Origin of the sequence: Streptomyces sp. NPDC007907, from assembly GCF_042959365.1 — a bacterium.
GTDB lineage: Bacteria > Actinomycetota > Actinomycetes > Streptomycetales > Streptomycetaceae > Streptomyces > Streptomyces indiaensis.
In genome coordinates, this window is record NZ_JBIBKR010000002.1 from 721,600 (window position 1) to 734,547 (window position 12,948).

A 12,948-nucleotide genomic window follows, 5' to 3' on the forward strand; every position below is an offset into this window, starting at 1 on the left:
CGCCCGGCCCCCCACACCCCCCCTTGTTCGGGGGGGGTTGCCCACATGTGTGTTTTACACCCCCCCCGGGGGGGGGGGGGGCCGGCCCCCCCCCCCCCCCCCCCCCCGCTCCCACGAGGGTGACCTGCGTTACTCGGACTTGCCCCGTCCGCTCAGCGCGTCACGCAGCCGGTCCACCATGCCGGTGCCCGGTGCCAGCAGCTTGTTGGCCGGGGGTTTGTCGGGGGCCGCCGGATGGGGCCGGGTCGGGGCGGTCTTCTTGGCCTTGCGCACCTTGTCGCCCAGCTCGTTGAGCGCGTCCATCGGACAGGCCTGCCGCAGCCGCGGGAAGAGGTTGCCCTCCTCGTCGGCGATGTGCGCGCGGATCTCGCTCATCAGCATGCCCGCCAGCCGGTCGAAGTCGGCGTCCCCGGGGTCACAACCTTCCAGATCCTTCATGATCTGCTCGGCCGTGGCGTGGTCCTTCAGTTCCTGGTCGGCGAGGGCGTCCCCACCCGCCACGTGCTCGCGTACGGCCGGGTAGAGGTAGGCCTCCTCGGCCACCGAATGCCGTACGAGTTCCATCGTGACCTGGTCGGCGTACAGCTTGCGGTCCCGGTGGCCGGACGGCAGTGCCTCGATCTTGCCGAACAGCTCCTCGACCTCGCGGTGATCGGTCACCAGCTCGTCGATGACGTTTCCTCCGTGTCCCATCTCCTTCACCTCCAGCGCTCGGGTCCCCCCGGCCCCGGGGGGTTAACGTGCCGTGCCGCGGCGAGCGCCGCCGGCTCAGGCGGGGAGCTTGGCCCGGACGCGCCCGGCCGCGGCGGCCGGCCGCGCGGTGGCGCGCATGGAGCGGCGCACCAGACCCGCCTCGCGCCGCAGCCCCCGGGCGGCGTGGGTGCCGCGCCACACCACGGAGGGGCGCGAACCGGTGTCGTCGGCGGCGATCAGCAGCCCGCCGAGCATGGACATGTTCTTGAAGAAGTGGATGCGCTGCTGCGCCCGCTCCTCGGGGTCCTGCTCCTCCCAGAAGCGGTGTCCCGCGAGTGTGGTCGGCACCAGCGTGGCGGCGATGGCCAGCGCGGCCGGACGCGGAACCCGCCCGGTGGCCAGCATCAGCCCCGCCGCGACCTGTACGGCACCGCTGAGCCGTACGACCTGCTCGGTGCGGTCCGGCAGGGCCGGGACGCGCTCGGTGAGCGGTTGGACGACAGGCTCGGCGGCGTCGGCGACCTGTTCCGGGTTGCGGACGGAGTTCACACCGCCCGTGAGGAACATCGAGGCCAGCAAGGGGCGACCGAGCACACGCAACAGACTCATGGCCCTCTCCAGGGGGTCGGATGGGTACAGCGCTCGCCGGGTTCCCCAGCCGGAGCCGAACCACTCACATCGCCCGGTGCCGCGCCCACGCCTCCTCGCGCAGCGCCCCGGACAGCAGGACGTCGGCGGCGGTGCACGCGAGGGCCTCGGTCGCGGCGATCAGCACCTCGCGGGCCCGGGGCGAGGCGGCCGCCTCGGCGAACTCCGGGGTGTGGTCGGAGCCGTCCTCGCCCATGATCGCGACGAAGGGGTGTATGGCGGGGACCCGTGTGCTGACGTTGCCTATGTCGGACGACCCCAGGTACACGCCGGGCGTGGGCGGGGCGAGCGGGACACCGGCCCGGGCCAGATGCGCGGCGAACCGCTCGGACAGCACCTCGCTGTCCCGGAAGTGCTCGTAGCGCACGGTGGCCCGCTCCACCTCGGCGGTGGTGCCGGTGGCCGCGGCCACCCCGTCGGCGCACACCCGCAGCCGCTCCGTCAGGTCCTCCAGCGCGGCCGTGGTGGCCGCGCGCAGACCGAACAGGCCCTCGGCGTACTCCGGGACGATGTTCGTGGCCGTGCCGCCGTGCGTGACGATGCCCTGCACGTGCGAGCCCTCCGGCAGCCGGCGGCCCAGCACCGCCAGCACGTTGAACAGCTCTACGAGCCCCGCCAGAGCGTCGATGCCCTCGGTCGGGTTGCCCGTGGGGTGTGCGGCCCTGCCGTGGAAGGCCACCCGGTACTGCACCTGCGCGGTCAACGGCGCCCGGGCCCAGCTGTACACCCCGGGGTGGAACATCAGAGCCGCGTCGACGTCGTCGAACACCCCGGCCTCCACCTCGACCGCCTTGCCTCCGCCGCCCTCCTCGGCGGGTGTGCCGACCGCCAGCACCGACCCCGTGGTCTCATCCGCCGGCAGGGCGGCCGCCACGGCCAGGGCGGCGCCCAGCCCGGCCGCCGCGATCAGGTTGTGGCCGCACGCGTGGCCGAGGCCGGGCAGGGCGTCGTACTCCATCAGCAGCGCGACGGCGGGCCGGCCCCGCCCCGAGCGCGCGGTGAACGCCGTCGGCATCCCCGCCACGCCGCGCTCCACGGCGAAACCGGCGCGTTCGAGCTCACCGGAGAGCAGCGCGGCCGCCCGGTGTTCGGCGAACGCGTACTCGGGGTCGGCGTGCAGGCGCCGGGCCACGTCCCACAGCGCGTCGCCCCGGGCCGTCACCTCCTGACGTACGGCCTGGTGCACGGTGTCGGGCGTTGCGGTCACGGGGGCTCCTCGTCGTCACGCGCGGTGTGCGCCGTCCCGGGCCGGGTTTCACCGCCGACCGCCGCGACACCTCCACGCCGGGCACCCCCTGGCGACGCGACGGCAGCGCACCGTGACGCCCGCGGCGTTTCGACCGGTGTCCGGGGTGAACACGGTCGGTGTACCCGCCGGGCCACGACAGCGTGGACGCCGTGGCGGCGGCTCGGGCGGGACGGACCAGGGAGGAACCATGGACCACTCGCGTGTGCCCGTCCTGGAGGCGCTGGAGGACTTCCGGCGCCGTGGCGACATCGCCTACGGCCCGCCCGGCCACAAGCAGGGCAGGGGAGTGGACCCGAGGGTCGCGGACGTCGTCGGCCTCGACGTGTTCCGCTCCGACGTGCTCTCACTCAACGGGCTCGACGACCGCCGCCAGTCCCAGGGCGTGCTGAGCCGGGCCCAGGAGCTCATGGCCGACGCGGTCCGCGCCGAGCACGCGTTCTTCTCCACCTGCGGCAGCTCCCTGTCCGTGAAGACCGCCATGCTCGCCGCCGCCGGACCCGGCGAGAAGCTGTTGCTGTCGCGCAACGCCCACAAGTCCGTCATCGCGGCCGTCATCGTCAACGGCGTCGAGCCGATCTGGGTGCACCCGAAGTTCGACGGCGAACGCCACCTGGCCCACCCGCCCGAGCCGGACGACGTCCGCCGCCGTCTGCGGGAGCACCCGGACGCCGAGGGCATGCTGCTGATCACGCCCACCGACTGGGGTTCCTGCGCGGACATCCGGGGAGTGGCGCGGGTGTGCCACGAGTTCGGCGTGCCCCTCATCGTCGACGAGGCCTGGGGCGCCCACCTGCCGTTCCACCCGGACCTGCCCGCCTGGGGCATGGACGCCGAGGCCGACCTGACGGTGACCAGCGTGCACAAGATGGGCGGGGCGGTGGAGCAGAGCTCCGTGTTCCACCTCCAGTACGACCGGGTGTCGCCCGAGGTCCTGGCACAGCGTGAGGACCTGCTCGGCACCACCAGCGCCTCGACCCTCGTCTACGCCACGCTCGACGGCTGGCGCCGGCAGATGGTCGAACAGGGCCACGAGCTCCTGGACGGGGCCCTGCGCCGCGCGGAACGCATCCGGGCGGCGGTCGCCGAGCTGCCCGGCCTGCGGCCGATGGGCCGGGAGATCGTGGAGGAGGGGCTCGCCGCCGACCTCAACCCGCTCAAGATCGTGATCGACGTCCGCAAGCTCGGCCTGAGCGGCATGCAGGCCGTGGAGTGGCTGCGCGAGCACCGCCACGTGGACCTCGGCGGCTCGGACAGCTGCCGCGTCAGCGCCTCGATCACCCACGCGGACGACGACGAGACCGAGGAGGTCCTGCTGGACGCGCTGCGCGCCCTCGTGGAGCACGCGGACTCCGTCGAACGGCGCCCGCCGGTCCGGCTGCCCGAGCCCTCCGCCCTGGAGCTGGAGCAGGCCATGCTGCCGCGCGAGGCGTTCTTCGCACCGGTCGAGCACGTGCCCGCCGAGCGGGCCGCGGGCCGCATCGCCGCGGAGACGATCAGTCCGTACCCGCCGGGCGTCCCCGTGGTGGCCCCGGGCGAGATCGTCACCGACGCGGTGCTGGACTATCTGCGCAGCGGCGCCGAGCACGGCGTGCTGATCCCGGACGCGGCCGACGGATCGGTGCGCACGCTGCGGGTCGTGGCACGCGAGGCGACCCCTCACGGGTGAGACAAGCACACCAGCGCGTAGCGCAGGCAGTAGCCCGCGAGCGTGGTCGCCTCGCGATGGAACACCTCCGGCGAGCGCCGACGGCGGAAGGGGGGAAGGGGAAGACCGGGGGAGGGACCCGCTCAGCGGGCCTGCCGGGCGGCGGTGCCGCTCGCGGCGGGCTCCCTGACCGGCAGGTGATAGACGTGGAAGGCCCGCCCGATGACCGGCTGGGCGACGTTGCGCACCCGCACACCGCCGCTCGTCATGCCGTGTTCGGTGCCGGCGTGCGCGTGCCCGTGCACCGCGAGGTCGGCGCCCGCGGTGTCGATCGCCTCGGCCAGGAGATAGCTCCCCAGGAACGGGTAGATCTCCAGCGGCTCGCCCGCGAGGGTGTCCGCGACGGGGGAGTAGTGGGTCAGGGCGATCCGCGCGTCACAGCCCTCCTCGGCCAGCCGCTCCAGCGCGCTGCGCAGCCCGTCGGCGCTCCGCCGGGAGTACCGGACGAACTCCTTCATGACCGGCTCGCCGAACTCCCCGGCGCAGCGGCCGACGAAGCCGCCGCCGAACCCCTTGGTCCCGGCGACTCCGATCCGCGCCCCGCCGCTCTCCACGACCGTCGCCTGTCCCTCCAGGACATGGACGCCGGCGTCCCGGAGGATGGCCGTGACCTCGTCCGGCCGGTCGTCGTGGTGGTCGTGGTTGCCGAGGACGGCGACCACCGGAACGGCCAGGTCCTGAACTTCCCGGGCCACCACCCGCATCTCCTCGGGCGTGCCGTGCCGGGTGAGGTCCCCGGCCAGCAGCAGGAGGTCGGCGCACTCGGGCAGGGTCTCGAAGGCGGGGCGCAGCACGCCCTGGCTGTCGGGCCCCATGTGGATGTCTCCGACGGCTGCGATGCGGATCATGAGAGGTCCTCCGCGTGGTCGGGGGAGGACGCCTCGGTGACCACGAGGTCGCTGTGCACGGGGAATCCGGCCAGCTCCTCGTGGACGGTGCGCAGGATCTCGTCGCGGCAGGGCGTCGAGGGCACGGTGCCGGTGAGCAGGACCGACCCGCCGCGGGCATCGACCCGTACGCCCAGTTCGCCGAGCTCGCCGGAGGCGAGGCGGTCCTGGAGGTGGGCGATGCGGTAGTCCAGGTTCTCGGCCGGCGGCCCGCCGCCCGCGTCCTGGGGACCGTGGGTGCTCATGGGTGCTCCTTCAGATGACGTTCAGGCGCTCCAGGAGGAAGAAGAAGGCCGCGGGCATGGGCTCGTCCCCGCACTCGCGACGGACCCTCTCCCAGTCGACCTTCTCCCGCAGGGCGCGGGCGATGGGCAGGGCCGCGCCGAAGTCGCAGTGGTGCTCCGAGAACGCGGCGGTCAGGCTCCACAGCAGGTCGGTCGGGGCCAGCACGGGCATGCGCACCGAGTCGACCGACAGTTCCTCCGCCCGCTCCAGCATGTCCGCACCGACGGGCCGGTGCGCCAGTTCGAAGATGATGTCGACCGGCTGGCCGAAGCACGTGGCTTTGATGAGCCAGTCCTCCGGCGGGGTGTACACCGTCAGCCCGGCCTCGTGGAGCGTGGCCGCCACCGCTTCTGCGTCCTCGGGGCGGATCGCGAAGTCGACGTCGTGCTGCAGGTTCTTCTCGCCGCCGTGGGCGTACGCCGCCACGCTGCCGGCCAGCGCGAACAGGTGCCCCTTGCGCTTCAGCAGGGCGCCGACCTGCTTGGCCGCCTCCAGCAGCGCCTGGTTGCGGTCCTGGGGGAGTTCCTGCAGGGGCTGGTCCGCCTGCGGATCCTGTGGTGGCGCGGGCTCGGCACCGTCCGGTGCGGTCCGGAGGTCGGGGATCCCCGGTCGCCGGACGAGCGTCGCGTCATCACCGTTCTGCGTCATGACCACTCCTTCGCCGCGCCGGACCCTCCGCTCCCGTGCGGCGTCCGGACCCGAGACGGCCTCGTGTGCCTGCACTGAGTACCCGGCGCTCCCGCCCCGACACGGACGGCTTCCGCGCCCCCGCCGGACGCCGGCCGCGTTCCCGTTGAGGGGGGGCAGGCCGCCTGTGTGTCCCACGGGCGGCAGCGCGGCCGAACAAGACAAGCGCATACCTTGACAAAGTCGGAATATAGGGCGAAGGACGGGAAAATCGGATCGCACCGCTGGGTATCGCGCTTGTGGAGGTCGCCATGAACCAGGAGACATCACGTTCGTCTTCGTCCGATCTTCCGCAGCCCTTGCGGGCCGTGGCCTCGGGCCTGCGGCACGTGCCGGGCGCGGATCGGGTCGGCCGGGTGGCCACGGGCGCGCTCGACAGGATCGGCGCGGTCTCGCCGCGCGGCCGCCGGATGGCCGTGTACGCCGGCGCCGGGGTGCTCGGCGTGGCCGGAGTGGTGGAGTGGCCGGTGGCGGTGACCGGGGCGGCCGTCGCCTGGCTGACCCGGCCGCGGCCCGGACAGCAGTCCGACGGCGCGGCACCGAACGGCGGAACACGCGCCGGCACCTCGGACGACCGCCGCTCCGACGCCGCCGCCCCGCAGGAGGAGGACACCTCCGCGTACGGCCCCGGCGGCAGACTGGCGGCCTCCCACTACCGTCAGCAGCAGCCTGAACAGCACGTGCACGAGCAGCCCGCCAAGGTCGGTGACACCGCCACCGCCTCCGCCCTGAAGCAGGTCGCCGAGGCCACCGCCCACCACGGCGAGGAGCAGCCGCATGGGCACGACAGCCGCTCCACCGGCTGAATCGGGGCGGCCGCAGATGTTCATCGCCTTCGACGTCACGCCGCTGGTCGGGGCCGTGGCCGGGGCCGCCGCAGGCGCCGCCCGCAGCACCGCCCGGTCGGTGACGTCCGCCTACGACACCACCCGCCGCGTTCGCAACGTCGCGCGCAACGCCCTGACCGGCGGACAGCACTGGAAGGCCGGGCAGCGCCTCCACCTCGCACTGCGGCATCCCGACGGCGACACCGAGACGCTCGCCCACCGGGTCGCGGAGGAACTGGTGGAGCACCCGGACGTCCTCACGGCGTACTGGGACGGAGGCCTCGGCCGCCTGGTGGTCACCGTGGCCGAGGACGCCGCCACCGACCTCGTCACCGAGCGGGCCACCGCCCTCGCCACCCGTCTGGGCCTCGCCGAGGGTGTCGACCCGAACCTGCGGGACACCAGCCACCCCGGCGACCCCGCCGAGGTGCGCGTCACCGCGGCCGCGATCCTGCTGGACGCCGCCGGCGCGGCCGGCGCCCTGGCCGGCCGGTCCCTGCGGCTGCCCCCCACCTCGCGCGTCGTCACCGCCTCCGTCACGCTGCTGCGGGAGAACCCCCGCTTCCGGGCGCTGCTCCGGCAGCGGTTCGGCACGTCCGGGATGGAACTCGTCCTCGCCGCCGCCAACGCCGCCGCCCACGGCATCGGCCAGACCCCGCTGGCCCTCGTGCTCGACGGCATCCTGCGCGGCAACCAGCTCACGGAGGCGATGGCCAGGGCCGCGGCCTTCGAGGCGCTGCACGACGACGTCTGCCACCACCGGCGCACCAGCGTGTCATGCCCCGCGGACGCCCGGCCTCCCCTCAAGGTGACCCCCGCCGCCGCGTACGCCTCCCACGCCAGCACGGGCAGCCTCGCCGGCGCCGCCGCCACCCTCCTCGTCACCCACAGCGCCCAGGACGCCGCCGAGGCCATCCTCGCGGGCTCCCCCAAGGCGGCCCGCTACGGACCGGCCGCCTTCGGCGCGACACTCGGCACCTTCCTCGCCCACGCGGGGATCCTGCTGCGCAACGGAGAGCGCCTGCGGCAGCTGGAGATCGCCGACGCCCTCGTCCTGCACGCCGACGCCCTGCGCAGCCTGCCGCAGGACGACACCGACGACGGCCCGCCCGACGACCCGGTCCACCCCTACGCCGAGGCCGTCCTGGACGCCGCCCGCCGCGCCGGTCTGCACGTCGTCATCGCCGGCGGCTCCGACCTGAAGGACATCACCCGCCTCGCCGACGAGGTCGCCCCGAGTGCCACGCCGTTCGGAGACGTCGTACGGGCCCTCCAGGACGAGGGGCGCGTCGTCGTGACCGTCGCCCGCCTGGACGAGTCCGGCGCGGGGCACCTCGCGGCCGGGCTGCCCGCCGGTGACGTGGCCATCGCCCTCACCGACGGACGGGCGGCCGTCTCCTGGGGCGTCGACGTCCTGGCCCCGCGCGGCCTCGCCGACGTGTGGCGGCTGCTCACGGCGATCCCCGCGGCCCGGCGCGTCGGACGCCGGTCGCAGACCCTGGCCCGGGCCGGCGCCGCCCTCTCCGGGCTCCTCGTCGCCCGCGGCGGGCAGCCCCCGGGCCGTCACCTGCTGTGGCCGCTCACCCGGCACGCGCCCGTCAACATCGCCGCCGCCAACGCCCTGCTCACCGGCTGGTACGAAGCCGTCCGCGTCGCCCGGGCCACCCCGCCCCCGCCCCGGCTGCACATCCCCTGGCACGCCCTGGAACCCCACGAGGTCCGCGACCGGCTGACGCGCGCCGACCGGGACGGCGAGCCCCGGGGCCTGTCCCTCCTCGCCGACCGTTCCTGGCAGCAGGCCCGGCGCCTGACCGGGCACCCGGCCGTCGCCCCTGCCCGCTGGACGTGGCAGGCGGCCGGTGCCGTACGCCGCGAACTCGACGACCCGCTGACCCCCGTCCTCGCCACCGGCGCCGTCGCCTCGGCGCTGCTCGGCTCGGTGGTCGACGCGCTGCTCGTCGTCGGCGCCATGGACCTCAACGCCGTGACCGGCGGACTCCAGCGGCTGCGCGCCGAACAGGCCCTCGCCCGCCTCGCCGCCCGGCAGCAGCCCAAGGCCCGCATGCAGGACAGCCGCAGCCACACGGTCACCGTCGACGCCGCCCGGCTGCGGACCGGCGACGAGATCAGCCTCGGCGCCGGCGACGTCGTACCCGCCGACGCCCGGCTGCTGGAGGTCGACGGCCTGGAGGTCGACGAGTCGGCGCTCACCGGCGAGTCCCTGCCGGTGACCAAGTCCGTCGACGCCACCCCTGGCCTCCCCGTCGCCCAGCGCACCTGCATGGTCTTCGAGGGCACCACCGTCGTGGCCGGACGGGCCACCGCCCTCGTCGTCGACACCGGCGACCAGACCGAGGCCGGCCGGGCCGTCACCCTCGCCGCCCGCACCCCGCCCCCCGCCGGCGTCCAGGCCCGGCTCCAGGAGCTGACCCGCAAGGCCCTGCCGGTGACCTTCGCCGGCGGCGCCGCCGTGACCGGCCTGTCCCTGCTGCGCGGGAGCCCCGTCCGGCGCGCCGTCAGCGGCGGTGTCGCGGTCGCGGTCGCCGCGGTCCCCGAGGGCCTGCCGCTCGTCGCCACCGTCGCGCAGATGGCGGCGGCCCGCCGGCTGTCCCGCCGCGGCGTCCTGGTCCGCACCCCGCGCACCCTGGAGGCGCTCGGCCGGGTCGACACCGTCTGCTTCGACAAGACCGGCACCCTCACCGAGAACAAGCTGCGCCTGGTCCGCGTCGCCATCGCCGACGGCACCGTCCTCGCCACGGACGACGAACGGGCCACACCGATCGTGCGGCTGGCCGCGCGCGCCTGCCCCCAGGAGGAGACGGGCCAGGGCCGCCGCGTCGCGCACGCCACCGACGAGGCCGTCCTCGACGTCGCCCCGCCCGACCCGGGCTGGGAGCCCACCGGCGAGCTGCCCTTCGAGACCCGCCGGGGCTATGCCGCAGCGGCCGGCCGCGACGGCGACCCGGAGATGGGCGAACTCCTCGTCGTCAAGGGCGCCCCGGAGACGATCCTGCCCGCCTGCCGGGACCTGCCCGGCCACGCTTGGGACACCGCCCACGCATTGGCCGGGCAAGGTCTGCGCGTCCTGGCCGTCGCCCGCCGCGTCTGCCGGGCCGACGACGCCGAGGCCGAACTCGACGCGCCGCTCGCGGACCTGGAGTTCAGCGGTTTCGTCGCCCTCGCCGACGTCCCGCGCGACACCTCGCACGCCCTGCTCGAGGAACTGCGCCGCTCCGGCATCCTGCCCGTCATGCTCACCGGCGACCACCCGGAGACCGCCCGCGCCATCGCCCTGCAGCTGGGCTGGCCGGAGGAGACCGAGGCGGTGACCGGCGACGAACTCGTCGCCATGGGCCGCCGCGAACGTGTCCGCGTCCTGCACGGCGCGGGCGTCGTCGCACGGGTCGCGCCCGAGCAGAAGCTGCACGTCGTGGAGGCCCTGCAACAGGCCGGACGGGTCGTGGCGATGGCCGGTGACGGCGCCAACGACGCCGCCGCCATCCGGGCGGCCGACGTCGGGGTCGGCGTCGAGTCACGCGGCTCCGCGGCCGCCCGCAACGCCGCCGACCTCGTGCTCACCACCGGCGACCTGTCCGTCCTCGTGGACGCCGTCGCCGAGGGCCGCGCCCTGTGGCGCAGCGTCGCCGACGCGGTCAGCATCCTCATCGGCGGCAACGCCGGTGAAGTGGGTTTCAGCGTCCTCGGCACCCTGCTCGCCGGATCCTCACCCCTGTCGACCCGTCAACTGCTGCTGGTCAACCTGCTCACCGACATGTTCCCGGCGATGGCCGTGGCGGTCACGCCGAGCAGCGATCCCTCCACCGCGGAGCACGCCGCGGCAGGCCCGATGGGTCTCGACGTCCTGGGCGCGCCCCTGCTGCGCTCCATCCGCCGCCGCGGCATCACCACCTGCTTCGGCGCGGTCGCGGCGTACCTCATCGGCCGCCTCACCCCCGGCACCGAACGCCGGTCCACCACCATGGCCCTGTGCGGTGTGGTCGGGGCCCAGCTCGTGCAGACCCTCTCGGGGCGGCGCCACAGCACACTGGTGTGGGTGACGGCTCTCGGCTCGGCCGCCGTCCTCGCGGCCCTCGTCCAGACCCCGGGCGTCAGCCACTTCTTCGGCTGCACCCCGCTCGGGCCCGTCGCCTGGGCCGGAGTCGCCCTGGCCATCGCCCTGTCCGCCCTGGCACCCCGCCTCGAACGGCTCCGGGCCGTCCACGCCCTCTACGACGCCGCCGCGCGACTCGCCCTGCGCCTCAACGACCTGAGCCGCCAGGCCCGGCACCTCTTCGAGAGCGGTATCGCCGCGCCGGTGGCGTCGTAGCGGAACACGGAAGAGGCCGCCACCACGAGCAGTGGTGGCGGCCTCCTCACACCCCGTCAGACCTCGCCGCGCCAGGCGCCGGTCTCCGTCCCGCGGGCTTCCATGAACTGCTTGAACCGCTTCAGGTCACCGGAGACCTGCCGCTTCACGAAGCCCAGCTTGTCGCCGACCGTCTCGGCCACGCCGCTGGGGTCGAAGTCCATCTGCAGCATGACCTTGGTCGTGTCGTCCTGAATGCGGTGGAAGGTCACCACACCGGCCTGCCGCGCCTCGCCGCCCACGGTGGTCCAGGCGACCCGCTCGTCCGGGACCTGCTCGGTGATCTCCGCGTCGAACTCCCTCGCCTGTCCGCCGACCTTCGTCACCCAGTGCGTGAGGGTGTCGGTGCGCTGCTCGATGCGCTCGACGCCGTCCATGAATTCGGGGAAGGACTCGAACTGCGTCCACTGGTTGTACGCGGTGTGCACCGGCACCCGGACCTCGATGGATTCCTCTACCTGCGACAAGACGAAACCTCCCTTTCTCGTGTGTGAGCGACGGACGGGTACCGGATCTCGCGCCGCTCACTCATCGGCATTCCAACTCGTCCGGCCAGGTGTCTTTTCCGCTCACGCTGGTACTCGGCCCGGAACTACGGACCGGGAGGTGAACGCCATGGAGGACACGCACCGCACGGCCCCCGCCGCTTCTCGCCCGGGAAGCGCGCCGGCGGCCGGTGACGAACCGGTGGGCGAGCTGGTGCAACGGGCCACCGAGCAACTGACCGACCTGGTGCGCGGCGAAATGCGCCTCGCCCAAGCGGAGATGACCGAGAAGGGCAAACGCTTCGGCAAGGGCGGCGGCCTGTTCGGCGGGGCCGGCGTACTCGGCTTCGTCACCCTGCAGGCCCTGGTGGCCACGGCGATCGCCGCCCTTGCCGTCCCGCTGCCGGTGTGGGCGGCGGCGCTGATCGTCACGGCCGTGCTGGCCGTCGCCACGGCCCTGACGGCGCTGGCCGGCCGCAAGGAAGTACGCGGCGCCGCTCCGCCCGCCCCGCAGCAGACCATCGACAGCGTGAAGGCCGACGTGGCCGAGATCAAGGAGAGTGCACACCGATGACCCAGCCCCCGCACGACGAGCCGACCGCCCGCAGCCAGGAGGAGCTGCGCGAACAGGTCGAGCACACCCGCCACGAACTGGGCGACACCGTCCAGGCCCTGGCGGACCGGGCCGACGTCAAGACCCGCGCCCGGGAGAAGGCCGTCGCGGTCAGGGAACAGGCCGGGGCGAAGGCCCAGGAGTGGAGCGGGCAGGCCAGGGCCAAGGCCGCTCAGGTCGCCCACACCGTGGAGGAGAAGCTGCCCGAGCCGGTCAAGCAGAAGGGCGCTTCGGCCGCTCAGAGCGCCAAGGAGAAGGCCGCACAGGCCGAGCAGGTCTGGCAGGACAAGGCCCCGCAGTCGGTGCGCGACCACCGCGCGGCTCTGCTCGCTGGCGCGGGCGCCGTCCTGGTGGCCGTCCTGCTGCTGCGCCGTCGCGGAAACCGCTGAGCGGCCCGTCCGCTGATCCGCCGTCGCGGCAACCACTGAGCGACAGCGGCACCCGGGCCCCGTCACCGCACACACGCGTGACGGGGCCCGGGCTTGCGTGACGGGTGCCCGGAC

Annotated in this window: 12 protein-coding genes; 5 read left to right on the forward strand and 7 right to left on the reverse strand. The window is 74.4% G+C overall.

What is annotated here, in order from left to right; translation table 11 throughout:
* Positions 1-129: 129 nt before the first annotated feature.
* The 3 genes from ACFZDI_RS09345 to ACFZDI_RS09355 all read right to left on the reverse strand — a co-directional run bounded on the left by ACFZDI_RS09345 (position 130) and on the right by ACFZDI_RS09355 (position 2,548).
* Entirely contained in the window at positions 130-693 is a 564-nt protein-coding gene (locus ACFZDI_RS09345; protein ID WP_234850503.1) for a hemerythrin domain-containing protein, read from the reverse strand.
* 75 nt (positions 694-768) lie between these two features.
* Positions 769-1,302 (reverse strand): DoxX family membrane protein, encoded by a 534-nt coding sequence (locus ACFZDI_RS09350; protein WP_391248935.1) that lies wholly within the window; start codon positions 1,300-1,302, stop codon positions 769-771.
* A gap of 64 nt (positions 1,303-1,366) precedes the next feature.
* Positions 1,367-2,548, reverse strand: a complete 1,182-nt coding sequence (locus ACFZDI_RS09355) for an amidohydrolase (RefSeq protein WP_391248937.1) — start codon at positions 2,546-2,548, stop codon at positions 1,367-1,369.
* 229 nt (positions 2,549-2,777) lie between these two features.
* On the opposite strand from ACFZDI_RS09355, the gene ACFZDI_RS09360 reads away from it, so the two are divergent.
* Positions 2,778-4,256, forward strand: coding sequence for an aminotransferase class I/II-fold pyridoxal phosphate-dependent enzyme (locus ACFZDI_RS09360; RefSeq protein ID WP_391248938.1), 1,479 nt, complete (start codon positions 2,778-2,780; stop codon positions 4,254-4,256).
* Between the two features lie 122 nt (positions 4,257-4,378).
* Here the strand turns inward: ACFZDI_RS09360 and ACFZDI_RS09365 are convergent, their stop codons facing one another.
* From ACFZDI_RS09365 to ACFZDI_RS09375, 3 genes are read right to left on the reverse strand one after another with little or no spacing between them, the layout of a single operon-like run.
* Positions 4,379-5,143: a metallophosphoesterase gene (locus tag ACFZDI_RS09365; protein ID WP_391248940.1), complete on the reverse strand. Its 765-nt coding sequence runs from the start codon at positions 5,141-5,143 to the stop codon at positions 4,379-4,381.
* Entirely contained in the window at positions 5,140-5,427 is a 288-nt protein-coding gene (locus ACFZDI_RS09370; RefSeq protein ID WP_234850508.1) for a BON domain-containing protein, read from the reverse strand. Before ACFZDI_RS09370 ends, ACFZDI_RS09365 begins: the two co-directional genes overlap by 4 nt.
* A 10-nt stretch (positions 5,428-5,437) precedes the next feature.
* The gene (locus tag ACFZDI_RS09375) at positions 5,438-6,115 is read right to left on the reverse strand and encodes a nucleotidyltransferase family protein (protein ID WP_234850509.1); all 678 of its coding nucleotides are present in this window, start codon (positions 6,113-6,115) and stop codon (positions 5,438-5,440) included.
* Between the two features lie 290 nt (positions 6,116-6,405).
* Here ACFZDI_RS09375 and ACFZDI_RS09380 point away from each other — a divergent pair, with 290 nt between their 5' ends.
* Positions 6,406-6,960 carry a hypothetical protein gene (locus ACFZDI_RS09380; protein ID WP_391248943.1) on the forward strand — a complete coding sequence of 185 codons (555 nt, stop codon included), beginning with the start codon at positions 6,406-6,408 and terminating at the stop codon, positions 6,958-6,960.
* A complete protein-coding gene (locus ACFZDI_RS09385; RefSeq protein ID WP_391248945.1) occupies positions 6,932-11,308 on the forward strand; it encodes an HAD-IC family P-type ATPase in 4,377 nt (1,458 codons plus the stop codon). Before ACFZDI_RS09380 ends, ACFZDI_RS09385 begins: the two co-directional genes overlap by 29 nt.
* 56 nt (positions 11,309-11,364) lie before the next feature.
* Here the strand turns inward: ACFZDI_RS09385 and ACFZDI_RS09390 are convergent, their stop codons facing one another.
* On the reverse strand, positions 11,365-11,814 hold the full coding sequence (locus ACFZDI_RS09390; protein WP_234847785.1) for an SRPBCC family protein: 450 nt from the start codon (positions 11,812-11,814) through the stop codon (positions 11,365-11,367).
* A gap of 148 nt (positions 11,815-11,962) precedes the next feature.
* Here ACFZDI_RS09390 and ACFZDI_RS09395 point away from each other — a divergent pair, with 148 nt between their 5' ends.
* Positions 11,963-12,406, forward strand: coding sequence for a phage holin family protein (locus tag ACFZDI_RS09395; protein ID WP_234847786.1), 444 nt, complete (start codon positions 11,963-11,965; stop codon positions 12,404-12,406).
* Positions 12,403-12,834, forward strand: a complete 432-nt coding sequence (locus tag ACFZDI_RS09400; protein WP_234847787.1) for a DUF3618 domain-containing protein — start codon at positions 12,403-12,405, stop codon at positions 12,832-12,834. The genes ACFZDI_RS09395 and ACFZDI_RS09400 overlap by 4 nt, the downstream gene beginning before the upstream one ends.
* Positions 12,835-12,948: the final 114 nt, after the last annotated feature.

What these genes read in the sequence shown, in the direction of transcription:
- ACFZDI_RS09345 (WP_234850503.1), bottom strand. Translation starts at nt 693, where the DNA reads ATGGGACACGGAGGAAACGTCATCGACGAGCTGGTGACCGATCACCGC.
- ACFZDI_RS09350 (WP_391248935.1), bottom strand. Translation starts at nt 1,302, where the DNA reads ATGAGTCTGTTGCGTGTGCTCGGTCGCCCCTTGCTGGCCTCGATGTTC.
- ACFZDI_RS09360 (WP_391248938.1), top strand. Translation starts at nt 2,778, where the DNA reads ATGGACCACTCGCGTGTGCCCGTCCTGGAGGCGCTGGAGGACTTCCGG.
- ACFZDI_RS09365 (WP_391248940.1), bottom strand. Translation starts at nt 5,143, where the DNA reads ATGATCCGCATCGCAGCCGTCGGAGACATCCACATGGGGCCCGACAGC.
- ACFZDI_RS09370 (WP_234850508.1), bottom strand. Translation starts at nt 5,427, where the DNA reads ATGAGCACCCACGGTCCCCAGGACGCGGGCGGCGGGCCGCCGGCCGAG.
- ACFZDI_RS09375 (WP_234850509.1), bottom strand. Translation starts at nt 6,115, where the DNA reads ATGACGCAGAACGGTGATGACGCGACGCTCGTCCGGCGACCGGGGATC.
- ACFZDI_RS09380 (WP_391248943.1), top strand. Translation starts at nt 6,406, where the DNA reads ATGAACCAGGAGACATCACGTTCGTCTTCGTCCGATCTTCCGCAGCCC.
- ACFZDI_RS09385 (WP_391248945.1), top strand. Translation starts at nt 6,932, where the DNA reads ATGGGCACGACAGCCGCTCCACCGGCTGAATCGGGGCGGCCGCAGATG.
- ACFZDI_RS09395 (WP_234847786.1), top strand. Translation starts at nt 11,963, where the DNA reads ATGGAGGACACGCACCGCACGGCCCCCGCCGCTTCTCGCCCGGGAAGC.
- ACFZDI_RS09400 (WP_234847787.1), top strand. Translation starts at nt 12,403, where the DNA reads ATGACCCAGCCCCCGCACGACGAGCCGACCGCCCGCAGCCAGGAGGAG.